Origin of the sequence: Sulfurimonas sp., from assembly GCF_029027405.1 — a bacterium.
Classification (GTDB): domain Bacteria; phylum Campylobacterota; class Campylobacteria; order Campylobacterales; family Sulfurimonadaceae; genus Sulfurimonas.
Map to the genome: position 1 here is coordinate 2650716 of NZ_CP093396.1, position 26560 is coordinate 2677275.

A 26560-nucleotide genomic window follows, 5' to 3' on the forward strand; every position below is an offset into this window, starting at 1 on the left:
GAATTCATTCATACATGCCCGGGTGGCGAAATTGGTAGACGCAGGGGACTTAAAATCCCCCGGTAGCAATACTGTGCCGGTTCAAGTCCGGCCCCGGGCACCATTGATATGAAAGATAACTGGTGCCATCGCCAAGTGGTAAGGCCGCAGCCTGCAAAGCTGCTATCCCCAGTTCAAATCTGGGTGGCACCTCCAGTTTTATACTTTAAAACTTACAAATACAAAAAGTGGATCTTTGGCAGAGTTGGTCGAATGCACTGGTCTTGAAAACCAGCGAGGGTTATACCTCCCAGAGTTCGAATCTCTGAGGGTCCACCACTTCTTAATCTAATACAATCCAATAACATCTAAATAAACGATTTAAAGTAAAATTCGGGGTCTAAATCATTTTCTTTTCTTATAGTTAAGCAGGTAGTCATCAACCAACTTCAGCTTCAGATTTTTAGTGGAGAAAAAGTTCCACCATCGAGAGTATTTGTTGTGTTTGGAATCTGAATATTATTATATTTTTTTCGTGTAAATAAGAAAAGTAAATTGGCTCTTAAACTTCGATAAGCAGCTCTAACTTTATAGTGAGTATAATATGACTTTCCAGTTTCAGGATTTGTACTTTTCACTTCAATTCTTTGTATTTTTCATGCCACTCGTCTAACTATTTGGTAAAGTTTTTTCATTTGTTTCTTTGAGTCTATACATGATTTTCTTAAAATCTTTCCCAGCTTGAAGCATAGGTCTTTTTGTGATATATCTTCTTACTGTCTTTGCTTGGTGGAAATGATGCTTATGCCCTTGTGGTACACATCTGCATTGGAAAATCTTTGAAAACCTTTTGTAAGCCTCTTTTACCATCTGTAGTAACTGATAAAATACTGTACCCAAGTTTTAAAAGTTGATTTAGAAGTAGTTTATAATCGGCAGATAGTTCAGACTCAATATGTTTAGATAAAAGTATCTCCTTAGTAATGTTATCCTTAAATACTAAAGTGCCTAGCTTGTACCCTCAAGGGCACTTGGTCTTTCCATAAAAAGTAGCATCACACACTAGAACTATTGCCCTAGGTTTATGAGTTTTTATCTCTGGCTCATACTTGCTTATGACCTTGTGATACAAATATTTGCTTCTGAATCCAACGAGAACTTTTCTTATACTCTTCTGCTAAATCACTTAAAGTTTGTCGTTTATAAATATACTTTTGCGCGTAGCCTGCCCTTGGGGTATGAAGATAATTTCTTGTAGTTTTTCTGGTCTTCTTTTGGATTGAAATTTAGTGCTACAATCATTGCATTTATATCTTTGAAGTCCTCGTCTTTTGCCTATCTTTTTTGTATTGTTTTTCTCACAATTTGGACAAATTTTTGTATTTTTTTACAGCCATTTGTAAATAAACCTTTGTTTCTTACTACTATAGCATACTTTCAAGCACTTTTTAGACCCCCGAATTTTACTTTAAATCGATAATCAAATTATTCAAGTTCAGAACAAATTGAACAGTAGACCAAAAAAGATATTAAACTACAAAACACCAGCAGAAGTATTTTCGATACAATTACAAAATCTTATGCAGCAGTTTAACTAGGTGTTGCGCTTACTATTTGAATTGGCGTTTTTCTAAAAGTTTATGCTAATACTTAAAAGTAATAGAACCCTCTGAACAATCAAGCAATTTAACTTAACCTCCCTCAAACCAAGAATTAGCTAAAATAAATATACTAAGAAGCCAAGTTTGAGGGATAAATATGCAACTAAGTTTTTTTGACCATGCCATGAAATACCAAGGTGGTAAGAAGAGTATGAAGTTTTTAAATGAGATGAAAGAGATTATTCCATTTGAAGCTATTGAGAAGATACTTATAGAGAAAAATGTATACAAACCCAACAAAGGTAAGACAGGAAGACCATCTATTCCATCAAAGATATTAGTAGGCTCACTTTTTTTACAAAACTGGTATGGATTGTCAGACCCAATGACCGAAGAGCTTATACATGACCGTATAAGCTTCAGAAAGTTTCTTGATATAAGAGATGAAGATACTATTCCAGATGAAACAACTATTTGTAAATTTAGAAACAAGCTTATCAAAGAAGAGATACTTGGTGATATATTTGAAGAAGTAAAAAAGATGATGGAATCTAAAAGACTTATACTCAATGAGGGAACTCTTATAGACGCTACTCTCATCCACTCAAGCGAACCAAAGAGAAAAAAAGATGACAAGGGTAAAGTTATTTCAAATAAAGCCCATGATTCTGATGCAACCTACACTTCAAAAAGAGGTCGTAAACATCATGGATTAAAGATGCATATAGCAACTGATACAAACGGTATCATCAAAAAAGTAATAGCTACAACAGCTTCAACACACGATAGTACACAGTTTGATAAGCTGACAGAAGATGAAAATAAAGCAATATTCGCAGATAGTGGCTATATGCAAAAGGCAAGAAAAGTGGCACTAAGAGCAAAAGGTATTTTTGCTGGTATAGTTGAAAGACGAGTAAGAGGTCAATCGAAACTAAGACCTAAACAATCAAGAAATAATACAAGATTCTCAAAGATAAGATGTCTCGTGGAATTACCATTCGCATTTATAAAACAACATATGAACTTCAGAAAAACCAGATATCGGGGAATAGATAAAAATCAACAACACTTTTTTATGTTGGCTGCTTGTTATAATCTGAGACGGACACCTGCACTGGTAAGGGCTAGGAACTGATACAAAAGGAACAAAATAAGGTTCTAACATGCTAATAAATAGTAGAAATATAGAAAAACAAGACAGAAACTCACTTCAAAATTGAAAGAGAATTTTTAAAATGATAGAATATTAGTATAAAGAAGAATCATCTGGCTTGTTCAGAGGGTTCAATTATTCTGAAACTTAAAGTAGTGAGTCTAAGCCATATTTTACGATGTTTTGAGGGATTATTAATATTATATGGTGCGGATGAGAGGACTTGAACCTCCACGCCTTGCGGCACCAGATCCTAAGTCTGGCGTGTATACCAATTTCACCACATCCGCATGTGATTGTCGAATAAGAGTAGAATTATAGTTGAAAATTCTTTATCTTATATTAATGGTACCCCCTACACGATTCGAACGTGTGGCCTACGCCTTAGAAGGGCGTTGCTCTATCCAGCTGAGCTAAGGAGGCAAGTAAGTCATACATGACTAAAATTAAAAAACTTGATTCTGTTGCTATTCTTGATTTTCTAAAATCAAAGCTTCAGTGTCCAAGCGACTAGCGTAGATAATATGGGCTTCGCTCATATTGTCGTTAAAATGATGGTACGCCCGATAGGATTCGAACCTATAACCCTCGGAGCCGAAATCCGAAACTCTATCCAGTTGAGCCACGGACGCTACTATTTTATAATTGTTAAATTTTTATATTTAAATCTATTAAATGGGGTGAGATACGGGATTCGAACCCGCGACCCCCGGCACCACAAACCAGTGCTCTAACCAACTGAGCTAATCTCACCATATGAAAGTTATAAATATAAAAGGTGGTCGGGGTGAAAGGACTCGAACCTTCGGCCCCCTGGTCCCAAACCAGGTACTCTAACCATACTGAGCTACACCCCGACCTTCTACAAAAACCAAGCAAACTGCTGATTAATGAGGCGAGATTATAGTCAATTAGTTACAAAATGTCAATGCTTTTTTAGTAATTCTTTTATATATTTAAAATTTCATGTATAATAAGCCCAATTAAAAAGGGTTTTGATTTATGAAAATAGCTAGATTTAGTAGAATGGGGTTTATTTTAGCAGCTGCTGGAAGTGCTGTTGGACTTGGAAATATATGGAAATTTCCTTATATCGCTGGCGAATATGGTGGCGGAGCTTTTGTTTTAATTTACCTTTTTACAGTCCTTATTATTGGCTTTTCTATCATGATAGCGGAGATGCTCATTGGTTACTTAGGAAGAAAAGATGGCGTTACTTGTTTTGAAGATTTAGCACCAACACACAAACATCTATGGAAACTTGGTGGTTTTCAAGGTTTAGCTGGTCTTTTTATTATGATTTTTTACTCTGTTGTTATTGGCTGGATATTCAACTATATTGTTACTTCTATTTTTTACCTTCCATCAAGCGTAAAAGAAGCAGAAATTACCTTTAACACCATGCTACATAGTGGCGTTTGGACTCAACTTTTTTACCACACTCTAGCCTTTATTTGGATTACTTATGTTCTAACAAAAGGAATCAAAGGTGGTATAGAGAAGATGAACATGATTTTAATGCCAACACTTATGATAATCCTTCTTGGTATGTTCGCCTACGCAACAACTCTAGATTCGTTCTCTCGAGCAGTAGAGTTTATGTTCTCCCCTGATTGGTCTAAAATAGACTCAAATGCTTTTGTAACTGCTGTTGGTCATGCTTTTTTCACCCTCTCTCTTGGTATGGGCGCTATTATGACTTACTCTGCTTCAATGGCAAAAAACTCTAATCTTGTTAAAAATGCTTTTTGGATTGTATTTTTAGATACTTCCATCGCTATTGTTGCGGGACTTATGCTTTTTACCTTTTTGTATCAGTATGGCTCAGGTCCAGCAAAAGGTCCAGGATTAGTTTTTATCTCTCTTCCTGCTGCTTTTTTTGAGATGGGGATTATCGGGAATATTTTTGCCATTTTATTTTTTATAGCCTTAGCTTTTGCAGGACTTACCTCTTCTGTATCTTTGGTTGAGCCAATGGTTCAGTATTTTATAGATAGATACTCATGGAGCAGACTTAAAGCATCTATGTCTATGGGGCTGTTCTTTTACCTCATCGGGATTATCGCCCTACTCTCAAATATAGATGGATTTAAAGAAACGCTAACATGGGGAGATAAAAACTTTTTTGATTGGGTTGATCATTTTACTGCTACTTTTATGCTTCCTCTTGGTGGTCTTGTTATGGCAGTATTTGTCGGTTTTGTCATTGAAAAACAAAGAGTTGAGGCTATCTTAAAACCTCAACTAGGATTTGCATTTGAAGCATGGTATTTTTCACTTCGCTATATCACTCCTGTTGCTATGTTTATAGTTATACTTTCACTAATGGGAATTTTATAGATGCTAAATATCTCACAAAAATGCAAAAAACTACTTTTAGAAGAAAGCATAGATACAAACTCAAACATAGACTTTGATGTAAATGGAGAAGTTCATTCTATGACTTTTGAGTATATTATAGATACCTATATGCAAGCATCTGAAGATTCTCAAAAAGTTTTTTTACTAGCTTTAAAAAAATCAATAGATGCAAAAGAGTTTGGTGTTGATAAATTTTTTGAAGGTATGGGTCAACTTTTATTGATGACCCATTTATCAAGTAATATAAAAGTTTAAAACTGTATCATTCCATTAATTGGACTAGATGCAGTTGCATATGGTCGTTTAGCAATTCTTCCCGCTAAGTAAGACATTCTACCAGCCTTTACTGCATATTTCATAGCTTCAGCCATAATCATAGGATCTTGTGCTTGAGCGATTGCAGTGTTAGTTAAAACTCCATCTGCACCTAACTCCATCGCATAAGCAGAGTCGCTTGCACAACCAATTCCAGCATCTACGATTACAGGAACATTAACAGCTTCACGGATAAACACAATGTTATAAGGATTTTGAATACCTAAACCACTTCCAATAGGAGCAGCAAGAGGCATAATAGCGTGAGCTCCTGCGTCCTCAAGTCTTTTTGCCATGATTGGGTCATCGGAAGTATATGCCATGATTGTAAAACCATCTTTTGCTAAAACTTCACATGCTTTTATAGTTTCTAAAACATCAGGATAAAGAGTTTTTTTAGTATCGCCAATTACTTCTAGTTTTATCAAATCAATACCTGTTGCCTCTCGTGTAAGTCTAAAAGTAGTTATAGCCTCTTCTGCCGTTACACAACCTGCAGAATTTGGTAAAAACTTTACATTTGTTCCTGCAAAAGTATCACGAAGGTTTTCTTTATCTGGGTCTGTAATGTTTAAACGGCGAACAGCAACTGTTATAAGTTCACTTCCAGATGCAAGAGTTGCATTTTTTGTAGTTTCAAAAGAATCATATTTTCCACTACCAACTATTAGGCGAGAGCCTAGTTCATATTTTCCAATTTTTAAAATGTTATCCATATTATTATTTCCTTAATTTTACTTCATAAAATATTTGTGCTCTTTAGTATTAATGATTGATTTATAGCATAAGAAATCTTATAAATCGCATATTCCGTTTATTAAATCTTCTGGTGTAAGAGAAAAATCAGCACCTTTATAATTTTGTGCCAATAATGTGTGTGCCAAAGAAGCATTTATCGCTGAGTCTAAAGCACTATATCCTTGAGCCAACAAAGCACCAACTAAGCCACTTAAAACATCTCCACTTCCACCTTTTGCTAAAGCTGATGTTCCATGTGGATTTATATAAAAAATATTATTTTGAGCAATTATAGAGTTTGCACCTTTTAATATTAAAGTAATTCTTGGATAGTTTTTTGTAAAAAGCTCTACAAATTTAAAACGATTTTTTTGCAACTCTTCTATACTTATATTTGCTAGTTTTGTATGTTTTAAAAGTGCTACAAACTCTTTAGCATGAGGAGTTAAAATAACATTTTCTCGTTTTAGTATTTTGTCAATTATCGGCATATAAAAAATATCTGCATCTGCTATCAGAGAAAAAGAATTATCTAAAAATATATCCAACTCTTTATCGCTAAATTCATTTCCTAAACCCATACCCAAGGCAAGAGCAGTTGTATTTGATGGGAGTTCAGATGCATGCATTATGGAGTAAGGAATTTGCTCATTTTCATAACCTACTAAAGTGACTAAACCCACTCCAAATCTTAGAGCTGATGAAGCACTTAAAATACTTGCACCACTCTTACTTCCACAAGCTATTGCCAAATGTCCAAAACTACCTTTATGTGAATCTTTTTTATCTCTAGTTGGCAGTTCTAAGTCTTTTTCATCAAGCAAATTCCAATTCGTTTGAGCTTCATAGATGCTTCGTGAAATTCCTAAATCTATAACTCTTATCTCACCAACCGCATCTTTGCTTGCATCTAGGTATAAACTCTTTTTTAAAGCACCCATAGTTAAAGTAACATCAGCTTTAAAACCATAAGAAGGAATATCACAAGAGATTTTAAAAGCAAGAGAATCATTTAGCTTAGTGATTAGTTCTTTTAATTCATCACTAAACTCTCCACTAAAACCTGTACCTACGATAGCATCTACTAAAACTGCACAATGTTGGATTTCAAAACACTCTTTTACACCAATAGCTTTTGCTCTTTTTTCTTGAAGTCGTGCCATCATTGATTTTGCTTCTTTCGCATAGTAGATGCTAACATCAAAATCACCATGAAGTTGCCTAGCTAATGCTATACCATCTGCACCATTATTTCCGCTCCCACAAACAACAATCACACTAGAGAATTTTGAAAAATTATCACGGATATATGAAGCCATTCCATTAGTGGCATGTTCCATCAAAATATCTTCACTAAGAGCAAACTCTTCGTAACATCTTTTATCTAAACTTCCAACTTCATCAAACAATTTCTGCATCTTAACTCCTTAAAACCTTTACAATAGCTTGTGGCATTATTTCGTACTCTATTTCTTTAATCTTAGCAGAAAAACTCTCCAATGTTTCATTTGGTGATTTTTCAAAAGAAGTTTGCAAAATAATTTCTCCAGCATCTAACTCGCTACTAACATAATGAACACTTACCCCAGCATCTTTGTCTAAACTCTCAAAACTTCGCTCTATTGCTTTTGCACCTTTAAACTTTGGAAGTAAAGATGGATGAAGATTTATAGCATGAATGTTGGAAGTAAAAACTTCACTTAAAATCCTCATAAAACCACTCAAAATCACTAAGTCTGGCTCATAAGTTTTTACAAGTTTTACAAGTTCTTCATCAAACTCTTCCCTAGAAGCAAAATTTACATGCTCTAAAACTTCAGTTTTTACACCTATATTTTGCAACTTTTGCAAACCTTTTGCATCTCTTTTATTTGTAATTCCACATGCAACAAAACACTCTTTATTGTGCAGTTTATTTACAATATTTTGGGCGTTAAAACCCTCTCCACTAAATAGTATTACAATTTTTTTCATAAGCGGATTATATCTTATGAAGTTAAAAAGGATATAATCGCATTATGAATTACAAAGAAATTGCACAAGAAACTTTAAACATTGAAGCACAAACATTACTTGATTCAGCCAAAAATATCAATGATGTTTTTGAGAGGGCTGTTGATATTATTCTTGCATGTAAAGGTAAGTTAGTCATTACTGGTGTTGGTAAAAGTGGTTTAATTGGTGCAAAAATGGCAGCAACTTTCGCATCTACTGGTACTCCTAGTTTTTTTCTTCATCCAACAGAAGCCCTTCATGGTGACTTAGGAATGATAAGCAAAGAAGATGTTGTTATTGCGATTAGTTACAGTGGAGAAAGTGAAGAACTTAGCTCAATTTTACCTCATATAAAAAGGTTTAAAACACCTCTTATTGGTATGACTAGAGATAGGAACTCTACACTTGGGCAACATAGTGACATAGTGATTGATGTTGTAGTTAAAAAAGAGGCTTGTCCATTAGACATAGCACCTACAAGTTCAACAACTCTTACATTAGCACTAGGTGATGCTTTAGCAGTTTGTCTTATGAGGGCAAGAGATTTTCAAAAAAGTGATTTTGCTTCTTTTCACCCTGGGGGAGCTTTAGGAAAACAACTTTTTGTAAAAGTTTCTAACCTTATGCAGAGCAAAAATATACCTATTGTAAAAGAAGACACTAAAGTTAAAGATGCCATTTTAAAGATTAGTGAAGGGCGTTTGGGAACTGTTTTAGTTGTAGATGCTGATGATAAGCTCATAGCACTTGTTAGTGATGGAGATATTCGTAGAGCTTTACTTCAAGATGATTTTTCTTTAGAAGAAAATGTTTTAAAGTACGCAACTAAAAACCCTATGACTTGTGAAGATGAAAATATGCTTGCAAGCCAAGCACTCGTGCTTGTTGAAGAGAAAAAAATACAACTTCTAGTAATTACAGATAAAAATAAAAAAATAAAAGGCGTACTACATATTCATACGCTTATAGAAAAAGGAATTTCATAAAATTATGATGAGATTAAACAAATATGTTGCTCACCACTCAAGCTACTCCAGACGAGAAGCAGATAAAGCTATTCAAGATGGCTATGTTAGAGTAGATGGTGAAATACAAGACAACCCAGCAACACAAGTGGATGAAAAAGAAACTATCGTTTATGTGAGTGGAAAACAGATAACTCCACGCGATAAATATACAGTTATAGTTTATAACAAGCCAAAAGGTGAGCTTGTAACAAAAAAAGACCCAAGAGAAAGAAAAACTATCTATGATTCTTTAGATGCGAAGTATAAACACTTTATTCCTGTTGGTAGATTAGACTTTCTAACAGAAGGTGTTTTGCTTCTTACAGACGCTTCAAAAGTAGCAACTGCTTTGATGAACTCAAACTTAGAGAGGGTCTATAAAGTAAAAATTAAAGGTCAAGTGACTCCAGAGATGGAAGCAGCTATGATGAATGGACTTGAACTCCTAGATGCTACTGCTGGTGGACATTCTCACTCAAAAATCACAAGTATGACTTTTGCACCTTTTTTAGGTTACAAAATTCAAAAGAATGAGCATAATTATTCCATCTTAAAAATAGCAATATCAGAAGGTAAAAACAGAGAAATAAGAAGATTTTTTGCTCATTTTGGTACAGAGGTTGCTGACTTAAAACGCATAAGTTTTGCGGAAGTTGAGTTAAATAATTTACCAACTGGAAAAACTAGATTTTTAAACAGGAGCGAATATTCTGCTTTATTTACCTTTTTAAAAGCTGAAGAAAAAAGCAAAAGAGAGCGAGGCGAAAAATAGTCTTGAGTGATTTCACACAATTACTAAGACCTAAATCTTTTGATGATTTCGTTGGTCAAGAGCATCTATGTTCATCAGATGCCCCTCTTAGAGTTTTATGTGAAAAATTATCTCTTGGACATAGTTTTCTTTATGGTCCAGCAGGTTGTGGCAAGACATCTCTTGCACGTGTTATTGCATCTATAATGGAGTTGCCTTTTTATGAATTCAACGCAACTTCACTAAAGATAGAACAACTTAGAAAAATATTTGATTTACATAAAAATTCTCTACAAAAACCACTTATTTTCATAGACGAAGTACATCGTTTAGCAAAGAATCAACAAGAAGTTCTGCTTCCTGTGATGGAAAATAATTCAGTTTTAATCATAGGTGCTTCAACCGAAAATCCTTTCTTTTCATTAACTTCTGCTATTCGTTCTCGTTCGATGCTATTTGAGTTAAAGTGCATAAATAATGACAAGTTATCTTTACTTTTAGACAAAGCACTAAAGACAACAAAACTAAAATGTGATAATGATGCAAAAAAATATTTGATTGTTAGTAGCGGTGGAGATGCTAGGTCTTTGCTAAAACTATTAGAATTTTCTTCAAATATAAATACTCACATAACACTAAAACTTTTAAAGTCTTTAAGACCAAATGCTCTTAGTGTAGGGAGTAGCGAAGCAGGAGTTCATTATGATTTAACAAGTGCTATGATTAAGTCTATTAGAGGTTCTGATATGGATGCTGGCATCTACTATCTTGCAAGACTTATAGATGGCGGGGAGAGTGCAGATTTTATTGCAAGACGACTTGTTATTTTAGCTAGTGAAGACATAGGAAATGCGAATCCACAAGCATTAACGCTAACAACATCATGTTTAACAAGTGTATCAAAAATCGGTTTTCCTGAGGCTAGAATCATTTTAGCTCAAGCTGTTGTTTATCTTTGTGCTTCTCCAAAATCAAACTCTTCTTACTTAGCAATAAACTCTGCATTAAAAGCTATAAATGAAGGTGTCATGCTAGAAATTCCAAAAAATATAACTCAAAGAAATGAAAACTATTTATACCCTCATGACTTTGGAGGTTATGTAAAACAAGCTTATATGTCAAACCCTATGAAATTTGTTGAATTGAAAAATATCGGTTATGAGAAAAAAATGAAAGAATGGATAAGTAATTTAAACTCTTAACACAATGTCAAGAGTTTAAACTTAGCAAATACTATTTGCTAAGTGCTGCTTTAGATGCATCTGCAACTGCAGTAAATGCTGCTGCGTCATTCATCGCCATATCAGCAAGAATTTTACGGTCAAGCTCGATGCCAGCTTTATGAACGCCATTCATAAAAGTAGAATAGTTCATTCCATTTAAACGACTCGCTGCATTGATACGGATAATCCATAGTTTACGGAAATCACGCTTCTTTTGCTTACGATCACGATGAGCATATACCCATGAGCGTTCAATTTGTTCCTTAGCTTTTCTAAAGTGTTTACGACGACCACTATAGAAACCTTTTGCTAATTTTAATATTTTTTTGTGTCTTCTTCTACGAACAACACCTGTTTTTACTCTTGGCATTTTTTTCCTTTTTCTTTACCCAGACACTTTTAGTGTTCAAGGTGCCACACATTAAGTGGTCTTGCCCAATTATTTAAAATTGGAGATTTACGATAAATTAATTTATCATAGCCTTTACATTTGCTTCATCAGCCTTAGAAACAACTTTTGGGCTGTTTTGCTTACGACGAGTAGCTGCATCTTGTTTAGTTAAGATGTGACTTCTGTTCGCTGTACCGCGTTTAACAGAACCATTTTTCTTAACTTTAAAACGCTTTACAGCGCCTTTTACCGATTTCATTTTTGGCATCGATAATCCTTTACATAAAATTCTCACTATTTGAGAATGGGATTATACCCAAAAGTTTCTGAGATTTAGCTACAATGCTCAAATGAATTCAATAAAACATATCCAAAATGCCCTTAAAGAGCTTGATGACGAGGTTCAAAAAATATTGCTTGATTGGAGTATTGCTCTTAATGAAAAAGATAATTTAATGTTGCCAATACTTCAGCAAAAAAAAGTTTTAACACAGACTTTAGAAGACTTAACATATTTAAAAGACAATCCACCATCACAAAATCAGCCATGCGGAATTTCAAAATATAGAGATGACAATTAATTTTTATCTCAAAAAACTTACTTTTGTTGCTTTATAGAATTGGGGCTTTTTGTATACAGTTCTTGAAAAATACGAACTAAAATGGCTAATGAAGCCCAAGTAATAAATAAAATAGACATTTGTTCAGCAAGTTCTAAATATGGAAAACTATTTAATGTATATTCTGTTTCATAAATTTTTGGAGATACTTCCATATTTAAAAAAGAAATAATTGTACTAATAGATATAAATAATGGAAATACCCAACCATAGTTGAGAACAATAAATAAAAGTGTTTTTAGTTTGTTCATTAATGTAAACCTCGTACTTTGCGGTTAGGCTTAATAGTAATGGGAGTTAGTATGGTTGAAGGACTAATTAACTCTAGTTCAATGATATTATGACCAAATTCTCTAGGTGTTTCAATACCAAAATAATCATCTGCATCTATATCAACTCTTAATAGTTTATAAACCATTTGAGAAGACCATGATGAGCAGTTATTAGTATAAAACCAATATTCAGTTGTCATAATTAAACGTTGTAGTTTTATATATTGTTCTTGTGAAAGTGCATAATATCTATTTGCTAAGCCTTTAGGTGGTTCCATACCTATACGAACATCACTGCCATCTTTATTGTCTAAAGTTCTAGGATGACCATCTGGCCATAGACCATAAGATACTGTGGCCAGATTTGTTTTGTTTGTTATTGTAATCCAAGCATGTCCTCCAGTAAAGTCTCCTGAAGTTAAATTACTGTGAACACCTAAAACAAAATTAGACATTTACACCAGTTCGAATATCGTCAGAACTAGAAGTACTAGCAATTTCATGTCTTAACACTCTTTTTCTATAAGAAAAAGTGACATGTTCAGTAGGCCCATTTTTAGTATTGGTAGCATTGATATTCGTAATGATTGCATCTTCTAATATAATTGTATAAAAATGTTCTTCTCTTCCCATATATGAAGTTCTGTAAGCTTTGATTTCAACTTTTTTTAAAGTTTCACCATTATTAAGGGCTTCTGATAATAAAGGAGAGCTTTTATCTAATAATTTAACAATACTGAGTGGGGAGAGTATTCTTTGACCATTTGGTTGCCCTGTAGCAATATTTATAGGGATACTAGAACCATAATTAAAGGTTTCAATTGAAATTTCATCTTCATGTCCATTTTGATAAATATTTCCTACTGAATCAGGAGTAAATGCACCTTCTGAAATAAGTCCTTGTGTACTTCCAATAATAGTCATAAACATTGAGTTTTGCATAAATTGCCTTTTAAAAATTAAAATATCCATATAACATACCTAAAATAAACTTAATTAAATCCTCAATTCTAAAAATAAGTGCGTGATATATAATTTTATTCAAGTTCAAGGCAAAGTTGAGGAATTTACTTATAGTAAATGACGAAATTTTAACGAAGTAATTGGATAAAAGTATATGTCAGAAGACTCCTCTCCAGATACCTGCGGCACATAACACTCTAGGGTGTGCTGCTGTATTCCTACCCTGACACATTGTCCTAAAACATCATTGCACAGGTCTAAAGAGAAGCGGTGGAAGTATATCTTATTTTTTAAAATTTACCAAATTTTTCTAAAAAGATATAGTTGCTACTGCTTTTTTTATAGCGTCTAGGTGAGCTTGATAATCAAAATCTTTCTTAGCTTGAGAAGCAGATAACTCTATCTCTTTTGACATCTCATAAACCTCATTAAAATGAAGATTACCTGCACTTCCTTTAATAGAGTGTGCTTGCGATTTTATATCTTGATAATTTGTAGATTCTATCGAAGTTTGTAGTTTTTCTAAAATTGCAGCAGATTCTTCTAAAAAACTAGTTACTAAAATTGGAATATGTTTAGCTTTTAAACCTATTTTTTGTGCCATTTCATCATGATTTATATCTGAATAATTTGCTGTTAATATTGACATAATCTTACTTTCCTATATAATTTTGTATAATTGTAACATGTTATATATCATCTGTGCTTTAAAACCAGAGGCTCAAGCTTTTGTAGATAAATACAAACTTTCTAAATCAAAATACAATAGTAAAATTACTATTATAATAAGTGGTATTGGAAAAGAGAATATGTTTAATACCACAAAAATAATTGCAAAAAAAATGACTAAAGAAGACATCATCATTAATGTCGGTATTTGTGCTGCAAATAAAAACTATGAGATTGGACAGCTAATAGATGGTTTCAAAGAAAATTTGACCTGTGTTGATAAACCTATTAGCGATAGTGGCATCTACACTCTTGTAGATATGGAATCTTCTGGTTTTATAGATGCTACTAAAAAAATTAATAATAAATATATTTTTAAAGTTGTTTCTGATTATTTTGAACCACACATGGTAACAAAAGAGATAACAAAAAAACTTATATTTAATACAATAGATGATATAAATAGAATAATCTTTTACAAGGATAATAATTGAAATTTTTTTTAATACTTTTACTTAGTTTGTCGGCTCTTAACGCTGCTCCAGTGTCAAATAAAAAACTAAAAAAAATGATAGGTCGTATGCTTGTCATAGGGTTTGAAAATCAAACAGTAACAAACGAGACTCAAATAGTAAAAGATATAAGAAAGTATGAATTAGGCGGAGTTATTTTGTTTGACAAACATTATAAAAAAAGAAGTATTACAAAAAATATAGATTCGCCACAGCAACTCCAAGAGTTAACAACTCAGTTAAAAAAATACTCTCTTAAACCTCTTTTGATCTCCGTTGATCAAGAAGGCGGCAATGTAGCAAGACTTAAACACTACTATGGGTTTGATAGATTCCCATCTGCAAAAGAGATAACATATATGGATTTTAGCGATGCAAAAGAATTTTATAATGATCAAGCTAAAATGTTAAAAGAAGCTGGAATAAATACGAACTTTGCTCCTGTTGTTGATTTGGAAGTAAACCCAGATAACAAAGTTATAGTTGGACTTGAACGCTCTTATGGAAAGTCAAGCAAAAAAGTAACTAAATATGCAAGAGTTCTCATAGATGCTCAAAGAAGACAAAATATTATAAGTGTTTTAAAACATTTTCCTGGTCATGGTTCTTCCCTTGATGACTCGCATAAAGGCTTTGTAGATATTTCAAAAACTTGGAGTAAAAAAGAGTTACAACCATATAAAAATCTCATAAAATCAAATGATGTAGATATGATAATGACTGCCCATGTTTTTAACTCACATTTAGATAAAAAATATCCAGCGACACTTTCATATAAGGTTAATACAAATCTACTTCGCAAAGAGATGGGATACAAAGGCGTCATTATTAGTGATGACTTACAAATGAAAGCCATAACAAAACACTACTCACTAAGACAAAGCGTGACACTCGCTATAAACTCTGGTGTGGATATTTTACTTTTTGGAAACCAACTTTCAAATAACACTGCAGATGAATTGGTAAAAGTGATTTACTCTCAAGTAAAAAGAGGCAAAATTTCATATAAGAGAATAATAGAGTCAAACAAAAGGATAGAATATTTACTTACTAAAAACTCGATAAAACACCGTCCTATAAGTTTTACTCCTAAGCGAATTAAATTGACTAAAGATTATATAAAACAGCACTATGGATTAAAAGTCAAAAACATAAAAATAAAACCCAAAGCTATAGTTCTTCACTGGACTGCGGTTATGAAATATGAGGACTGTTTCAAACGACTTAAAGGAGAAACACTTTATAGCGACAGAGGCGACATTGCAAAAGCAGGAGCATTAAATGTTTCAGCTCACTTTTTAGTTGAAAGAAATGGAGCCATAACACAACTAATGCCTGATAACTGGATGGCAAGACATGTTATAGGTTTAAATTACTCTTCTATTGGCATAGAAAATGTAGGTGGAAAAGACAATAAAAAAGATGACTTAACAAAGGCTCAAAGAATAGCTAATGTAAGACTTATTGAATATCTAAAGATAAAATATCCAAGTATAAAATATCTTCTAGGTCACTACGAGTACGAAAAAATGCAAAAAACTCCTCTTTGGTTAGAAAAAGATGAGAACTACAGAACTAAAAAAGTAGATCCTGGTAAAAGATTTATGAAAATTATTAGAAGAGAAGTAAAATATTTAGGACTTAAAAAGCCATAATGCACAGTAGTTTTTCATCTGTTGATTGGTTTGTATTTATAGCTTACTTTCTCCTTTTAGCCATAAGCTCATTTATGTTTTCTCGCATTAAAATAAAGAGTTCAAGAGAGTATTTTGTAAGTGCTTCTTCAATGCCAATGTTTGGCGTTGCTATCTCAGTTCTTGCTACCTCACAATCCGCAGCTACCTTTTTAGGTGGCCCTGAATTTTCTTTCAAATATGATTTTACCTTCATTGGTTTTTACTTTTCTGCTTTACTTGGAGTTATATTTGTGGCTTTTGTTTTGATACCAAAATTTTACGCCATAAGAGCCATTACCGTTTATGAACTTCTTGAATCAAGATACGGAGAAAAAGCTAAAAAACAAGCGGGAATAATGTTTTTGATTGGTAGAGTCATGGCAAGTGGAGCCAGACTTTACATCGGTGCATTAGCTATTTCTATGATTTTATTTGGCGATATTTCATTTTGGCATCTATTAGCATCTATTGGCATCTTAATACTTGGTGCTTTATCTTACGCATATTTTGGCGGTATAAAGTCTATTATTCTTAGTGATATCATTCAGGCAGTTACTTATGTTGGAGCTGGTGTTGTAGTGCTTGTATTTTTATACTACTCTCTTGAAGGCATAGATATTTTAAGCACTCTCAATGAGTCAAATAAACTTCGTTTTATAGACACTTCTTTAGATGGAAAGTTTAGTGTTATCGGACTTTTAACTGGTTGGTTACTTTTAAATATTGCCGCTTTTGGACTTGACCAAGATATGACACAAAGAGTTCTCTCTTGTAAAAACAAACAAGAAGCAGCAAAATCTCTAATACTTTCTATACTACTAACTATTCCCGTAGTTTTACTTTTTTTAAGCATTGGTGCCCTACTCTTTGTTTTTTACCAAAACACTACAATAGAGCAAAATTTCAACGGAGAAAATATAACCATTTTTATGTACTACATCTTAAATGAGATGCCAGATGGACTTCGTGGTTTAGTAACTGTTGGAGCAATTGCAGCAGCTCTTTCATCTACAAACTCTGTTTTAGGAGCTATGGCTTCTGTTGCAGTTGAGGATTTATATAGACCTTGGAAAACCAAAAGAGATAAGGTTGATGAGATGCACTTTGTAATGGTATCAAGATTAGCTGTTGTATTTTTTGCGATTGTTCTATCAGGCATGGCAATAGTGAGTTACTTTTGGCAAAAATATAGCGACCTATCTTTAATAAGTTTTGCTCTTGGTGTTATGGCATTTGCATATACTGGGCTTTTAGGAGTTTTCTTCTCGGCTATATTTACAAAGAGAGGAAATGCTACACTAGTTCCGTTTGCACTTGTCGGTGGTTTTTTAAGCGTTCTAGCTCTTCAACCATATACATTCGGGATATCTATTGGATTTTCATGGCAGATAGTTATTGGGACGATTGTTGCTTTTAGTATTATGCAGTTAGGAGATAGTAATGAGTGAGTTATATATCGGTGTTATGAGTGGAACCAGTTTGGACGGAGTTGATCTTAGTCTTTGTGAGATAGATGACTCCACTTGTAAGTTGATTTCATCTCTTGAATTTCCTTTTGACGTAGAACTTAAAGAGGAAATTTTAAGCATTATAAATGGCTCAACTACTTTAGATCAAGTCGGTGTACTTGATAATAAACTTGGTCATTTATTTGCAGATGCCATAAACACTTTTGTACAAAAACAAAGCATAGATGCTAAGAGTATAGATGCCATCGGTCTACATGGTCAAACACTTTGGCATAAGCCAAATGGAGATAACCCTTTTTCTATGCAACTTGGTTGTCCAAATGTTGTGAGTTCTCAAACAAATATAAAAGTTGTTGCAGATTTTAGAAGAATGGATATGGCAAATGGAGGGCAAGGCGCTCCTTTTACTCCTGCTTTTCATCAGTTTATATTCAAAGAAAAAAACAGTGCTGTTTTAAACATTGGCGGTATGGCAAATATAACTATCTTAGGTGAGAACTTAAGAGGTTGGGATACAGGTTGCGGAAATGTTTTGATGGATATGTGGATACAAAAATGCAAAAATGTTCCCTTTGATAAAGATGGAGAGTTTGCAAAAAGTGGAAGCGTAGATGCTGACCTTTTAGATGCTATGATTAACGATGATTACTTCAAACAAATTCCTCCAAAAAGTACAGGTCGAGAGTATTTTAATGATACCTGGCTTGCAAATCATTTACCTATGTTTCAAACTACAAAAGATGAAGATATACAAAGAACACTTCTAGAACTAACTGCTAAGTCCATTGCGAATGATGTCAAAGAGAACAAGATTAAATCTCTTATAATTTGCGGTGGTGGAGTTAAAAACAGTTTTTTAATGCAACGACTTCAAGAGTTATGCAAAATAGAAGTAGCATCTAGCGATGCGGCAGGTGTTAGTAGTGAGTTCATGGAGTCCATGGCTTTTGCATGGTTTGCTTATAAGAGAGTTCATGGAGAAGTTGTAAAGTTATCAAGTGTAACTGGAGCTACAAAAGACTCAATTTTAGGTGGAATTTATGAATAAAATTATCTATAATTTTGTCATATTTATCAAAGCAAAACTAATAATTAGATAAAATATAATAATAATTTAACTTTAGGAATTTTATGTCTAATATATTAAAAGCCTTTATAAATATTGTAAATAACTATCAAGTTAATGTAGCGAATATAACACATGGGAACAATAGAGCAAACAATATGGGTGAAGGACTTGAGGCTTACATTAAAAAAGCTTTTGCCAATAATTTTCAAGAAACAAATATAAGAAGACAAAAATCAAATTTAAGACAAACTTTTTCATATATTGGAGCTACAAATAGTCCTCCTGATATTATATTAACTAATAGTGACGCTATAGAGATAAAAAAAACAGAAACTGTAGGCACTTTGCAATTTAATAGTTCTCAACCTAAACCTAAATTATATTCAACTAACCCTAGAATTAGTGATAGATGTAAAAATAGTGATAATGGAAATTGGACTGAAAAAGATATCATATACACAATGGGGCATATTCCTAAAGATACTAAACAATTAAAATCTTTATGGTTTGTTTATGGAACTTGTTATGCTGCAAATGAAAATATCTATCAAGCAATAGAAACAAGAATTAAACAATCATTAGATCAAATAGATGACTTGAGTATTAATATTGATTCTTTAGATATTACATATTTAAGAATTAGGGGAATGTGGGTTATTAAACATCCAAGTAAGGTTTTTGATGACTTGTATGAACAGACGAATGAAGTATTTAATTTAATTGCAATTATTCCTATTGATAAATATAATAGTTTTCCCATAGAAGATAGGACTGCAATTGAAAGTATTGAAACAATAGTTACTACAGATGAAATTATTTCAGACCCAAATAATGCAGCAGATACCATGAATATAAAACTTTTAGTTTTTAGGGTGACATAATGAATATTATTTCTTTATTTTCTGGAGCAGGAGGATTAGATTTAGGATTTGAAAAAGCAGGTTTTAAAACTACTTGGGCAAATGAATATGATAAAGAAATTTGGGAAACATTTGAAAAAAACTTTCCAAAGACAACTTTAGATAGAAGAAGTATTTCAAAAATACCATCAGATGAAATACCTGAAACATTAGGACTTATTGGTGGACCGCCTTGTCAAAGCTGGAGTGAAGCAGGAAAATCAAGAGGAATAGATGATGATAGAGGTCAACTCTTCTTTGAATTTATTCGCGTTTTAAAAGATAAAAAACCTCTATTTTTTTTAGCAGAAAATGTATCAGGTATGTTAGCTCCCAAACATAAAGATGCATTAGAAAATATCAAAAATCATTTTATAAATAGTGGATATAGTTTATCATTTAAACTTTTAAATGCTCATGATTATAATGTACCACAGACAAGAAAAAGAATTTTTTTTATTGGTTTTAGAAAAGACTTAAATATAACATTTCAATTTCCAAAAGAATTCGAAAAAAAAAGATTTTTAAAAGATGTAATTGATGACTTAAAAAATAATGTTTTATCAGCTAAAGATAAAAACTACACAAATAGCGATGAATGCAAAATAGACAATCATGAATATATGATTGGTGGGTTTTCTTCAATGTTTATGTCAAGAAATAGAGTGAGAAGTTGGGATGAACCTTCTTTTACAATTCAAGCAGGTGGAAGACATGCACCACTTCATCCACAAGCTCCAAAGATGCAGTTTGTTGAGCAGAATAAAAGAATTTTTGTGCCAAAACATGAACAGCTATATAGAAGATTAAGTGTAAGAGAATGTGCGAGAATACAAACTTTCCCAGATACTCACAAGTTTTACTATAATAATTTAACAGCTGGTTATAAGATGGTAGGAAATGCTGTTCCCCCAAATTTAGCATATTTTTTAGCTAAAAAAATAATTGAAGATTTGAATGAACTCCAATTGAATAAATTAATAATAAAAAATTCTATAACCTATGAAAAAAAAGAATCTTTTGAAACTCAAATTGCATCACTTTAAATTGGATAAAATAAAAGAGTGGTTAAAAACTACTTCATATAAAAACTATGAAATCAGTGTGGCATCTGCAGATGCTAGTTTTAGAAAATATTACAGGTTATCCTTAGATGATAAAACAGTTTTATTTATGGATTCTTCTTTAGAAAAAGATTCACTTACTCCTTTTATAGACATTACTTCAAGACTTTTAGAAGTTGGACTTCATGCACCTAAGATACTAAAAAAAAATTTAGAAAATGGCTTTTTAATTATAGAAGATTTTGGAAATACTCACTACTTAAATGTTCTAGATGCTAAGAACTTTAAAGAGTTGTATTTACAAGCGATAGACACAATCATAACAATGCAAAAAGCAGGTACAAAAGACTTGCCTCTTTATGACAAAGCTTTTTTACACTTTGAAATGGACTTAATGAAAGAGTGGTATTTAGAAAAAAATCTTGCTCTTGTTTTAAATGAATCTCAAATAGAACTTATACAAATGTGTCTAGATGCCATTAGTGATGTTGTTCTTTCTCAACCTCAAGATGTTTTTGTTCATAGAGATTTTCACTCACGAAACATTATGATAACTTCACAAAATGAAATCGGTGTTATTGATTATCAAGATGCTATGAGTGGAGCTATTACTTATGATTTGGTTTCACTTTTAAAAGATTGTTATATCTCTTACGAAAGAGAAGATATTTTAAAACTTGTTTTAGAGTTTCGAGATAAAAAAGGCTTAGATATTGATGATGAAACTTTTATAAAATGGTTTGATTTTATGGGTTTACAAAGACACATAAAAGTTCTTGGCATCTTTAGCAGACTCTATCTTCGTGATAAAAAAGATGGCTATTTAAAAGATATTCCGCTTACTTTAAAATACACTATCGACACAGCAAATCTTTACAGCGAAACAAAAGAATTAGCAAAATTGCTAAAAGAAGTTCAATGAAAGCGATGATATTATGTGCTGGTCGTGGAGAGAGAATGCGACCACTTACAGACACTCTACCAAAACCTCTACTTGAGGTAAAAGGCAAACCTTTAGTTGTCTGGCATCTAGAGAAATTATCGCGTTTAGGCTTTAAAGATGTTGTAATAAATATAGCTCATTTAGGTTTTAAAATACCTGAGCTTCTTGGAGATGGCTCGAAATGGGGTTTAAATATTATTTACTCTGATGAGCAAAGAGAAGGAGCGCTAGAGAGCGCTGGTGGAATAAAAAAAGCACTGCCTTTTTTTGATGATGATACTTTTTTGGTTGTCAATGGAGATGTTTTTTGTGATTATGATTTTGATGGAGATTTTGACTTGAAAGACAAGTTGGCTCATCTTATTTTAGTACCAAATCCAGAACATAATAAAGATGGAGATTTTGGTTTAAGAGATGATTTTGTCACAAATATCGATGAGGTTAACTATACATTTTCAGGTATTGGGTATTATTCGCCTAAACTTTTTAAAAATATTGCTAATGAAAAAACTGCTTTAGCACCAATCTTAAAAAAAGCAATACAAAAACAAAAAATCAGCGGAGAAATTTACAATAATATGTGGCACGATATAGGAACACCCCAGCGACTGGAAAATATAAACAGATGAAGAAAACAGTACTACTTTTACTCTTAGCATCTATGTTAAATGCAAAATATACAAACTGTGACTTTCAAAACAAAGATTATGAAGATATTTGTAACAAAGCGGTAAAGAGAGGCGTTTCATATAAATACGCAAACGAATTTTTACTATCGTATTTTAAAACACAAAAGTATGATGAGATTAGCTGGAAGTACCTGCAACCTCGCCATATAACTAAATTTAAGAACAATGAGCGAAAAGCAAATAAAGTTTTAGTGAATCATATTTCAAAGATAGTAAAACATCTAAAAAAGTACAAAGAAGTTTATGATTATAGTGAAAAAACATATGGAGTAAACCGTGAAATCATTGCATCTATACTTATGAAAGAAACTAAACTTGGACAAATCAAACCAACTCATGATGCTTTTATAGTTTTTAATACCATAGTTGTAAGAACAAAAGCTAAAACAAAACGCGAAAAATGGCTTCTTAAAATGGGCAAAACAAATATGATTTCAATCATTAAACATTGTTATAAAAAAGGTGTAACACCTGAACAATGTAACTTGCCAAGTTCTTACGCGGGAGCAGTTGGTATCCCTCAGTTTATGCCAAATAGTTTTATATATACCAAAGGGTATAAAAACAAAGTGGCTGATTTAACAAAGATGGAAGATGCCATCATTTCAGCTAGTAGATTTCTTCATAAAAAGGCTGCTTATTCTAAACTTATAGAGTGGAATAAAATGCCAGATATAAAAAAACTAGAATTATCTTGGTATAAATTTGAAGCTAATAATGATAATGCATCGCTCGTATACTCTGAAAATAAACATGGAAAAAAGTATGAATGTTTTACTTGTGATAAAGAAAATTTAATCTATTTTAAAGAATACACAAAAAAAATTATGCGTTACAACAATTCTTCAAATTACGCTATTGGTGTAATGAGATTAGCTTATGATTCCAACAAGAAACTCGACAGAAAATAATAAACATTTTTTTATAAGATTTAATGTTATATAATACTATCTATGAAATATAGAACTAAATTACCCTTAGATATTATTATTTTAGCTTTGCTAATTATTTTAACAGCTATTACTTTATTGTTGTTCGATGTTAGTGAAATGATATATGCCTTTACAAGAAAACATGAAGATTTAGAACTAGATGAATTAATTCTTACCTTAGCATTTACTTCTTTTTATATGCTGTTATTTATCGTTCGACGATTTTTTACAATAAAGCAACTTTTAAAACATGCTAATACTGATTCTCTAATTGGAATAACTAATAGACGAAAAGGCACGGAGTATATTTTAAATGAAATAGAATATATAAAATCATCAACCTATAACTCTTCATTAATTATGTATGACCTTGACCATTTTAAAGAAATCAATGATACATATGGACATGATGTCGGAGACTCTGTATTACAAGAGGTAACACAATTGGTAATTGATGATATAAGAAATAAAGACTCTCTTATTAGATGGGGTGGAGAAGAATTTATTTTAATATGTCCTGATTGTGATTTAAAAGACGCAGCTAATTTAGCAGAAAGATTTAGAGCTAAAATAGAAAAACATATGTATATAAATAACATTAAATTAACTGCAAGTTTTGGTGTTTCTCAATTAAAATACAAAGAAAATTTCAAAGAACTGCTTATCAGAGTAGATAAGAACTTATACAAAAGTAAAGAATCTGGTAGAAATAAGGTTACTCATCTTTTTGCACAGTCCCTATTTTAAATTGTCTACGAGAGGTTACTTATGCCACTTCTCTCGCGTTTTTATCATTAGTTGAGTTTTTCTATCTCCTAGATATTCCATATCAAATAAATCTAGTGCTTTTATAAGGTCGCCCATTTTTTTAAAACCATAATTAACTTGGGAAAAGGAAGAGTTTTTTCTTATATACATAGACATATCTTTAACATCTGCCCATCCTTGTTCATCTGATGTTCTTTCAACACCTTGTTTAAGTATATTTATCAGTTTATAGTCTTTTCGTATATTATAGTTGTTTCCAGCATATTTTGTGACGGCTTCAGTAACAGCGGGGTGTTTCTTGTCTTTAAAAATATCTTCAATAGTTTCATCATCTTCTAAAACACTTAGTTTTTCAACATATATGAATTGAGAACATGCATTTACAAATGCCATCGGCGTTTTAGATTCTCCATAGCCATAGACAGTTAATCCATCAGATAATATTCTTGTGACAATAGGAGTAAAATCACTATCGCTAGTTATCAAAACAACTGCTTCAAGTTCTTTAGTGTATAGAATATCCATAATATCAATTATCATAGCGATATCTGTTGCATTTTTACCTTTTGTATAAGCAAACTGTTGAATGGGTTTAATATTATAATCTTGTAAAATATTTTCCCAGCCGTGAAGTTTTTTGTCTTTCCAATCTCCGTAAGCTCTTCTGATATTTACAGTTCCATACTGAGATAAATCATCAAATATACTTTCTATGTATTTTGAACTTACATTATCGCAATCTATAAACATTGCTATATTATTTTGTTGTTTTTTCATTTTGTTTCCTAGTTTATTTCCAAATAATTTCAGTTGTTGATACAGTTTTAAAGAGTATAGCAGATAATATATTTTTTGTTATTTAAACTTCTTATCATGAAATTTATACCATTTGCATCGTTTTTTATTTTTTATTGAGTAGATGTTGTATGTGAATTTTCTTCCACACTCTTGACACTCAAATGTAGCTCTATTTTTAAATTTGTTATATCTTACAAATAAGAAGTTACCAACTTGGTCACCTGTTTTATAAACAATTTTTTCATTTTTCGCATAAGATTTTTCAGTTAGTAGTGCATCTTCTCTTTGTTTTACAAGCCAAGTTGGTTCCTCATCTTCTTCAAATTCATAATCCACTAAAAATCCCTTTGATATATAAAAAAATTACACCTAACTGTATTATAACTACAAGACTAAACTTTATCATAAAAGATGGTTTTCTTATTTTATGTCTAAATATAAACATAGAGAGTATGGCACCAACTGTTCCCCCGATTAGAGTAGTAAACAATAGTTTGTTTTCAGAGATTCTTGATATTATTTTAGAATGATTTAGTGCGAGTAATTTATCATATCCATAAAGTAAAGATGCTAGTAAATTACTACACAGTAGATAGACTTCAAAGTAAGTAAGAGTAAAATCAATATGTACCAATAGTTTTGCCCTTTAGTAGCATCATTTTTATTCCTTTTGCCAAGAATATAGGTAAAGTTAGCAAATGATGTGCCAATAACTGTTTTTAAGTATAATGCTTCTAAAAAAAGAGGATTTTTATCAGATGAGTAGGATGTCATTTATATTATTAGCTTTATTTTTTAGTCTTGTATTAGTAATTGTATATCAAAAAAATAGCAACGATATCAATGGTGTAGTATTGAAGGAGGATAGTGTGATACTGGCATTTGGAGATAGTCTTACTAATGGTTTTGGAGCAGGGTACGAGTTTAGTTATCCAAAATATATGGAGAGAAAAACAGGTTTAAAAGTTATAAATGCTGGGGTAGATGGAGAGTTCTCCTATGAAGGATTGGCTCGTTTACCAAAATTGCTAAAACATAAACCAGACTTAGTGATACTTTGTCATGGAGGTAATGATATACTCAATAAACTATCATCAGAAGAGTTAAAAAGCAATCTACTTGCAATGGTAAGGCTTATTCAAAACTCTGGTGCAAAAGTACTGCTAGTTGGTGTTCCTGACTTTTCTCTTTTTAGTTTTTCTACACATGACATTTACGGTGAAGTGGCGGATGAAACTGATATATTGCTCGAGGATGAAGTTCTAACACATATAGAATTAAACCGTTCTCTTAAAAGTGACTATGTGCATCCAAATGAAAAAGGTTATGAAAAGATGGCTGATGCTTTTATTGAAGTGTTGAAGTTAAAAATATAAAAACGCTGTCTTTAAGTGTAAGTTCTATATAATGTATCCAAGACTACATGACAATAAGTTTAAATAAAAGGAAATATTATGGCAAAAGGTCAAAATGCACAAAAATCAGTTAAGACAAAATCGGTTAAAAGTTTAAAAGAAAAACGCCTTGAAAAAAAAGCAAAAAAAGCACAAGGTTAAAATAAGAAATGGCTAAAACAAATTACAGTTATGAAAAACGGGCTCGTGAGATAGAAAAAGAGAAAAAAAAAGAAGAAAAGCGTAAGAAAAAATTAGCTCAAAAGAGTGATGAAAAACAAGAAGAAGAAATCCAATCAGACTAAG

At 32.2% G+C, this 26560-nt stretch carries 34 protein-coding genes, 8 tRNA genes and 1 other RNA gene; 22 read left to right on the plus strand and 21 right to left on the minus strand.

What is annotated here, in order from left to right; all coding sequences use genetic code 11:
- The first annotated feature begins 16 nt into the window (after positions 1 to 16).
- The 3 genes from MOV42_RS12950 (at position 17) to MOV42_RS12960 (ending at position 318) form a co-directional block, all read left to right on the plus strand.
- Positions 17 to 103, plus strand: a tRNA-Leu gene (locus MOV42_RS12950).
- An 18-nt stretch (positions 104 to 121) separates the two neighbouring features.
- A tRNA-Cys gene (locus MOV42_RS12955) sits at positions 122 to 195 on the plus strand.
- Between the two features lie 34 nt (positions 196 to 229).
- A tRNA-Ser gene (locus tag MOV42_RS12960) sits at positions 230 to 318 on the plus strand.
- A 116-nt stretch (positions 319 to 434) separates the two neighbouring features.
- On the opposite strand, the gene MOV42_RS12965 is transcribed toward MOV42_RS12960, so the two are convergent.
- The 3 genes from MOV42_RS12965 to MOV42_RS14060 form a co-directional block, all read right to left on the minus strand.
- Entirely contained in the window at positions 435 to 617 is a 183-nt protein-coding gene (locus MOV42_RS12965; protein WP_324171592.1) for a hypothetical protein, read from the minus strand.
- Between the two features lie 31 nt (positions 618 to 648).
- Positions 649 to 879, minus strand: a complete 231-nt coding sequence (locus MOV42_RS12970) for a hypothetical protein (protein ID WP_324171593.1) — start codon at positions 877 to 879, stop codon at positions 649 to 651.
- Between the two features lie 286 nt (positions 880 to 1165).
- A complete protein-coding gene (locus MOV42_RS14060; protein WP_416385459.1) occupies positions 1166 to 1354 on the minus strand; it encodes a transposase-like zinc-binding domain-containing protein in 189 nt (62 codons plus the stop codon).
- A 383-nt stretch (positions 1355 to 1737) separates the two neighbouring features.
- Between MOV42_RS14060 and MOV42_RS12975 the strand changes: the two genes are divergently transcribed.
- On the plus strand, positions 1738 to 2718 hold the full coding sequence (locus tag MOV42_RS12975; protein ID WP_324171594.1) for an IS5 family transposase: 981 nt from the start codon (positions 1738 to 1740) through the stop codon (positions 2716 to 2718).
- Positions 2719 to 2941: 223 nt separating this feature from the next.
- On the opposite strand, the gene MOV42_RS12980 is transcribed toward MOV42_RS12975, so the two are convergent.
- From MOV42_RS12980 to MOV42_RS13000, 5 genes are all read right to left on the minus strand, one after another.
- Positions 2942 to 3026 (minus strand) — tRNA-Leu (locus MOV42_RS12980).
- A gap of 56 nt (positions 3027 to 3082) precedes the next feature.
- Positions 3083 to 3159 (minus strand) — tRNA-Arg (locus tag MOV42_RS12985).
- A gap of 132 nt (positions 3160 to 3291) precedes the next feature.
- Positions 3292 to 3368, minus strand: a tRNA-Arg gene (locus tag MOV42_RS12990).
- Between the two features lie 44 nt (positions 3369 to 3412).
- A tRNA-His gene (locus MOV42_RS12995) sits at positions 3413 to 3489 on the minus strand.
- 26 nt (positions 3490 to 3515) lie between these two features.
- Positions 3516 to 3593, minus strand: a tRNA-Pro gene (locus MOV42_RS13000).
- 145 nt (positions 3594 to 3738) lie between these two features.
- Here MOV42_RS13000 and MOV42_RS13005 point away from each other — a divergent pair.
- Both MOV42_RS13005 and MOV42_RS13010 read left to right on the plus strand, forming a co-directional pair.
- Positions 3739 to 5076 carry a sodium-dependent transporter gene (locus MOV42_RS13005; protein WP_324171595.1) on the plus strand — a complete coding sequence of 446 codons (1338 nt, stop codon included), beginning with the start codon at positions 3739 to 3741 and terminating at the stop codon, positions 5074 to 5076.
- Positions 5077 to 5352 (plus strand): hypothetical protein, encoded by a 276-nt coding sequence (locus MOV42_RS13010; protein WP_324171596.1) that lies wholly within the window; start codon positions 5077 to 5079, stop codon positions 5350 to 5352.
- On the opposite strand, the gene MOV42_RS13015 is transcribed toward MOV42_RS13010, so the two are convergent.
- The 3 genes from MOV42_RS13015 to purN form a co-directional block, all read right to left on the minus strand.
- On the minus strand, positions 5349 to 6128 hold the full coding sequence (locus MOV42_RS13015) for a thiazole synthase (protein WP_324171597.1): 780 nt from the start codon (positions 6126 to 6128) through the stop codon (positions 5349 to 5351). The two genes, MOV42_RS13010 and MOV42_RS13015, sit on opposite strands and share 4 nt — an antisense overlap.
- Positions 6129 to 6206: 78 nt before the next feature.
- Positions 6207 to 7568, minus strand: a complete 1362-nt coding sequence (locus MOV42_RS13020) for an NAD(P)H-hydrate dehydratase (protein ID WP_324171598.1) — start codon at positions 7566 to 7568, stop codon at positions 6207 to 6209.
- Position 7569: 1 nt separating this feature from the next.
- Positions 7570 to 8124 (minus strand): phosphoribosylglycinamide formyltransferase, encoded by a 555-nt coding sequence (gene purN, locus MOV42_RS13025; RefSeq protein ID WP_324171599.1) that lies wholly within the window; start codon positions 8122 to 8124, stop codon positions 7570 to 7572.
- Between the two features lie 44 nt (positions 8125 to 8168).
- Here purN and MOV42_RS13030 point away from each other — a divergent pair, with 44 nt between their 5' ends.
- From MOV42_RS13030 to MOV42_RS13040, 3 genes are read left to right on the plus strand one after another with little or no spacing between them, the layout of a single operon-like run.
- Entirely contained in the window at positions 8169 to 9131 is a 963-nt protein-coding gene (locus MOV42_RS13030; protein WP_324171600.1) for a KpsF/GutQ family sugar-phosphate isomerase, read from the plus strand.
- A 7-nt stretch (positions 9132 to 9138) separates the two neighbouring features.
- Complete coding sequence (locus tag MOV42_RS13035) at positions 9139 to 9924, plus strand: pseudouridine synthase (protein WP_324173034.1); 786 nt, start codon at positions 9139 to 9141, stop codon at positions 9922 to 9924.
- 2 nt (positions 9925 to 9926) lie between these two features.
- Complete coding sequence (locus tag MOV42_RS13040; protein ID WP_324171601.1) at positions 9927 to 11105, plus strand: replication-associated recombination protein A; 1179 nt, start codon at positions 9927 to 9929, stop codon at positions 11103 to 11105.
- Between the two features lie 31 nt (positions 11106 to 11136).
- Here the strand turns inward: MOV42_RS13040 and rplT are convergent, their stop codons facing one another.
- Together rplT and rpmI are read right to left on the minus strand one after the other, a co-directional pair.
- The gene (rplT, locus tag MOV42_RS13045; RefSeq protein WP_324171602.1) at positions 11137 to 11496 is read right to left on the minus strand and encodes a 50S ribosomal protein L20; all 360 of its coding nucleotides are present in this window, start codon (positions 11494 to 11496) and stop codon (positions 11137 to 11139) included.
- A 97-nt stretch (positions 11497 to 11593) separates the two neighbouring features.
- Positions 11594 to 11785, minus strand: a complete 192-nt coding sequence (gene rpmI / locus MOV42_RS13050; RefSeq protein ID WP_324171603.1) for a 50S ribosomal protein L35 — start codon at positions 11783 to 11785, stop codon at positions 11594 to 11596.
- 82 nt (positions 11786 to 11867) lie between these two features.
- Between rpmI and MOV42_RS13055 the strand changes: the two genes are divergently transcribed.
- Positions 11868 to 12098, plus strand: coding sequence for a hypothetical protein (locus tag MOV42_RS13055; protein WP_324171604.1), 231 nt, complete (start codon positions 11868 to 11870; stop codon positions 12096 to 12098).
- Positions 12099 to 12115: 17 nt separating this feature from the next.
- Here the strand turns inward: MOV42_RS13055 and MOV42_RS13060 are convergent, their stop codons facing one another.
- The 5 genes from MOV42_RS13060 to MOV42_RS13080 all read right to left on the minus strand — a co-directional run bounded on the left by MOV42_RS13060 (position 12116) and on the right by MOV42_RS13080 (position 14021).
- The gene (locus MOV42_RS13060; RefSeq protein ID WP_324171605.1) at positions 12116 to 12388 is read right to left on the minus strand and encodes a hypothetical protein; all 273 of its coding nucleotides are present in this window, start codon (positions 12386 to 12388) and stop codon (positions 12116 to 12118) included.
- Positions 12388 to 12864, minus strand: a complete 477-nt coding sequence (locus MOV42_RS13065) for a hypothetical protein (RefSeq protein WP_324171606.1) — start codon at positions 12862 to 12864, stop codon at positions 12388 to 12390. Before MOV42_RS13065 ends, MOV42_RS13060 begins: the two co-directional genes overlap by 1 nt.
- On the minus strand, positions 12857 to 13351 hold the full coding sequence (locus MOV42_RS13070) for an Hcp family type VI secretion system effector (RefSeq protein WP_324171607.1): 495 nt from the start codon (positions 13349 to 13351) through the stop codon (positions 12857 to 12859). Before MOV42_RS13070 ends, MOV42_RS13065 begins: the two co-directional genes overlap by 8 nt.
- A gap of 187 nt (positions 13352 to 13538) precedes the next feature.
- An RNA gene (ffs, locus tag MOV42_RS13075) (signal recognition particle sRNA small type) lies at positions 13539 to 13636 on the minus strand.
- Positions 13637 to 13682: 46 nt separating this feature from the next.
- Entirely contained in the window at positions 13683 to 14021 is a 339-nt protein-coding gene (locus MOV42_RS13080) for an Hpt domain-containing protein (RefSeq protein ID WP_324171608.1), read from the minus strand.
- Positions 14022 to 14058: 37 nt separating this feature from the next.
- Here MOV42_RS13080 and MOV42_RS13085 point away from each other — a divergent pair, with 37 nt between their 5' ends.
- The 10 genes from MOV42_RS13085 (at position 14059) to MOV42_RS13130 (ending at position 24041) form a co-directional block, all read left to right on the plus strand.
- On the plus strand, positions 14059 to 14535 hold the full coding sequence (locus tag MOV42_RS13085) for a hypothetical protein (RefSeq protein ID WP_324171609.1): 477 nt from the start codon (positions 14059 to 14061) through the stop codon (positions 14533 to 14535).
- Positions 14532 to 16208, plus strand: coding sequence for a glycoside hydrolase family 3 N-terminal domain-containing protein (locus MOV42_RS13090; RefSeq protein ID WP_324171610.1), 1677 nt, complete (start codon positions 14532 to 14534; stop codon positions 16206 to 16208). The genes MOV42_RS13085 and MOV42_RS13090 overlap by 4 nt, the downstream gene beginning before the upstream one ends.
- Complete coding sequence (locus MOV42_RS13095) at positions 16208 to 17677, plus strand: sodium:solute symporter (RefSeq protein ID WP_324171611.1); 1470 nt, start codon at positions 16208 to 16210, stop codon at positions 17675 to 17677. The genes MOV42_RS13090 and MOV42_RS13095 overlap by 1 nt, the downstream gene beginning before the upstream one ends.
- Positions 17670 to 18746 (plus strand): anhydro-N-acetylmuramic acid kinase, encoded by a 1077-nt coding sequence (locus MOV42_RS13100; protein WP_324171612.1) that lies wholly within the window; start codon positions 17670 to 17672, stop codon positions 18744 to 18746. Before MOV42_RS13095 ends, MOV42_RS13100 begins: the two co-directional genes overlap by 8 nt.
- 83 nt (positions 18747 to 18829) lie before the next feature.
- Positions 18830 to 19648, plus strand: coding sequence for an NgoPII family restriction endonuclease (locus MOV42_RS13105; protein ID WP_324171613.1), 819 nt, complete (start codon positions 18830 to 18832; stop codon positions 19646 to 19648).
- Positions 19648 to 20712 (plus strand): DNA cytosine methyltransferase, encoded by a 1065-nt coding sequence (locus MOV42_RS13110; RefSeq protein ID WP_324171614.1) that lies wholly within the window; start codon positions 19648 to 19650, stop codon positions 20710 to 20712. The genes MOV42_RS13105 and MOV42_RS13110 overlap by 1 nt, the downstream gene beginning before the upstream one ends.
- 1 nt (position 20713) lies before the next feature.
- Entirely contained in the window at positions 20714 to 21652 is a 939-nt protein-coding gene (locus MOV42_RS13115; protein WP_324171615.1) for an aminoglycoside phosphotransferase family protein, read from the plus strand.
- On the plus strand, positions 21649 to 22302 hold the full coding sequence (gene murU / locus MOV42_RS13120; RefSeq protein WP_324171616.1) for an N-acetylmuramate alpha-1-phosphate uridylyltransferase MurU: 654 nt from the start codon (positions 21649 to 21651) through the stop codon (positions 22300 to 22302). Before MOV42_RS13115 ends, murU begins: the two co-directional genes overlap by 4 nt.
- Positions 22299 to 23273 (plus strand): lytic murein transglycosylase, encoded by a 975-nt coding sequence (locus MOV42_RS13125; protein WP_324171617.1) that lies wholly within the window; start codon positions 22299 to 22301, stop codon positions 23271 to 23273. The genes murU and MOV42_RS13125 overlap by 4 nt, the downstream gene beginning before the upstream one ends.
- 42 nt (positions 23274 to 23315) lie before the next feature.
- Entirely contained in the window at positions 23316 to 24041 is a 726-nt protein-coding gene (locus tag MOV42_RS13130) for a GGDEF domain-containing protein (RefSeq protein WP_324171618.1), read from the plus strand.
- A gap of 15 nt (positions 24042 to 24056) precedes the next feature.
- Here the strand turns inward: MOV42_RS13130 and MOV42_RS13135 are convergent, their stop codons facing one another.
- From MOV42_RS13135 to MOV42_RS13145, 3 genes are all read right to left on the minus strand, one after another.
- Positions 24057 to 24839, minus strand: coding sequence for an NYN domain-containing protein (locus MOV42_RS13135; RefSeq protein ID WP_324171619.1), 783 nt, complete (start codon positions 24837 to 24839; stop codon positions 24057 to 24059).
- A 78-nt stretch (positions 24840 to 24917) separates the two neighbouring features.
- Entirely contained in the window at positions 24918 to 25196 is a 279-nt protein-coding gene (locus tag MOV42_RS13140) for a hypothetical protein (protein WP_324171620.1), read from the minus strand.
- On the minus strand, positions 25186 to 25494 hold the full coding sequence (locus MOV42_RS13145) for a DUF1294 domain-containing protein (protein WP_324171621.1): 309 nt from the start codon (positions 25492 to 25494) through the stop codon (positions 25186 to 25188). Before MOV42_RS13145 ends, MOV42_RS13140 begins: the two co-directional genes overlap by 11 nt.
- Positions 25495 to 25618: 124 nt before the next feature.
- Here MOV42_RS13145 and MOV42_RS13150 point away from each other — a divergent pair, with 124 nt between their 5' ends.
- Together MOV42_RS13150 and MOV42_RS13155 are read left to right on the plus strand one after the other, a co-directional pair.
- Positions 25619 to 26236, plus strand: coding sequence for a GDSL-type esterase/lipase family protein (locus tag MOV42_RS13150; RefSeq protein WP_324171622.1), 618 nt, complete (start codon positions 25619 to 25621; stop codon positions 26234 to 26236).
- Positions 26237 to 26424: 188 nt separating this feature from the next.
- A complete protein-coding gene (locus MOV42_RS13155; RefSeq protein WP_324171623.1) occupies positions 26425 to 26559 on the plus strand; it encodes a hypothetical protein in 135 nt (44 codons plus the stop codon).
- Position 26560 lies beyond the last annotated feature (1 nt).

Excerpts from the sequence above, each read along its gene's own strand:
- MOV42_RS12975 (WP_324171594.1), top strand. The coding sequence starts at position 1,738 with ATGCAACTAAGTTTTTTTGACCATGCCATGAAATACCAAGGTGGTAAG.
- MOV42_RS13005 (WP_324171595.1), top strand. The coding sequence starts at position 3,739 with ATGAAAATAGCTAGATTTAGTAGAATGGGGTTTATTTTAGCAGCTGCT.
- MOV42_RS13010 (WP_324171596.1), top strand. The coding sequence starts at position 5,077 with ATGCTAAATATCTCACAAAAATGCAAAAAACTACTTTTAGAAGAAAGC.
- MOV42_RS13015 (WP_324171597.1), bottom strand. The coding sequence starts at position 6,128 with ATGGATAACATTTTAAAAATTGGAAAATATGAACTAGGCTCTCGCCTA.
- MOV42_RS13020 (WP_324171598.1), bottom strand. The coding sequence starts at position 7,568 with ATGCAGAAATTGTTTGATGAAGTTGGAAGTTTAGATAAAAGATGTTAC.
- purN (WP_324171599.1), bottom strand. The coding sequence starts at position 8,124 with ATGAAAAAAATTGTAATACTATTTAGTGGAGAGGGTTTTAACGCCCAA.
- MOV42_RS13030 (WP_324171600.1), top strand. The coding sequence starts at position 8,169 with ATGAATTACAAAGAAATTGCACAAGAAACTTTAAACATTGAAGCACAA.
- MOV42_RS13035 (WP_324173034.1), top strand. The coding sequence starts at position 9,139 with ATGAGATTAAACAAATATGTTGCTCACCACTCAAGCTACTCCAGACGA.
- rplT (WP_324171602.1), bottom strand. The coding sequence starts at position 11,496 with ATGCCAAGAGTAAAAACAGGTGTTGTTCGTAGAAGAAGACACAAAAAA.
- rpmI (WP_324171603.1), bottom strand. The coding sequence starts at position 11,785 with ATGCCAAAAATGAAATCGGTAAAAGGCGCTGTAAAGCGTTTTAAAGTT.
- MOV42_RS13055 (WP_324171604.1), top strand. The coding sequence starts at position 11,868 with ATGAATTCAATAAAACATATCCAAAATGCCCTTAAAGAGCTTGATGAC.
- MOV42_RS13060 (WP_324171605.1), bottom strand. The coding sequence starts at position 12,388 with ATGAACAAACTAAAAACACTTTTATTTATTGTTCTCAACTATGGTTGG.
- MOV42_RS13065 (WP_324171606.1), bottom strand. The coding sequence starts at position 12,864 with ATGTCTAATTTTGTTTTAGGTGTTCACAGTAATTTAACTTCAGGAGAC.
- MOV42_RS13070 (WP_324171607.1), bottom strand. The coding sequence starts at position 13,351 with ATGCAAAACTCAATGTTTATGACTATTATTGGAAGTACACAAGGACTT.
- MOV42_RS13080 (WP_324171608.1), bottom strand. The coding sequence starts at position 14,021 with ATGTCAATATTAACAGCAAATTATTCAGATATAAATCATGATGAAATG.
- MOV42_RS13085 (WP_324171609.1), top strand. The coding sequence starts at position 14,059 with ATGTTATATATCATCTGTGCTTTAAAACCAGAGGCTCAAGCTTTTGTA.
- MOV42_RS13095 (WP_324171611.1), top strand. The coding sequence starts at position 16,208 with ATGCACAGTAGTTTTTCATCTGTTGATTGGTTTGTATTTATAGCTTAC.
- MOV42_RS13100 (WP_324171612.1), top strand. The coding sequence starts at position 17,670 with ATGAGTGAGTTATATATCGGTGTTATGAGTGGAACCAGTTTGGACGGA.
- MOV42_RS13105 (WP_324171613.1), top strand. The coding sequence starts at position 18,830 with ATGTCTAATATATTAAAAGCCTTTATAAATATTGTAAATAACTATCAA.
- MOV42_RS13110 (WP_324171614.1), top strand. The coding sequence starts at position 19,648 with ATGAATATTATTTCTTTATTTTCTGGAGCAGGAGGATTAGATTTAGGA.
- murU (WP_324171616.1), top strand. The coding sequence starts at position 21,649 with ATGAAAGCGATGATATTATGTGCTGGTCGTGGAGAGAGAATGCGACCA.
- MOV42_RS13125 (WP_324171617.1), top strand. The coding sequence starts at position 22,299 with ATGAAGAAAACAGTACTACTTTTACTCTTAGCATCTATGTTAAATGCA.
- MOV42_RS13130 (WP_324171618.1), top strand. The coding sequence starts at position 23,316 with ATGAAATATAGAACTAAATTACCCTTAGATATTATTATTTTAGCTTTG.
- MOV42_RS13135 (WP_324171619.1), bottom strand. The coding sequence starts at position 24,839 with ATGAAAAAACAACAAAATAATATAGCAATGTTTATAGATTGCGATAAT.
- MOV42_RS13150 (WP_324171622.1), top strand. The coding sequence starts at position 25,619 with ATGAGTAGGATGTCATTTATATTATTAGCTTTATTTTTTAGTCTTGTA.
- MOV42_RS13155 (WP_324171623.1), top strand. The coding sequence starts at position 26,425 with ATGGCTAAAACAAATTACAGTTATGAAAAACGGGCTCGTGAGATAGAA.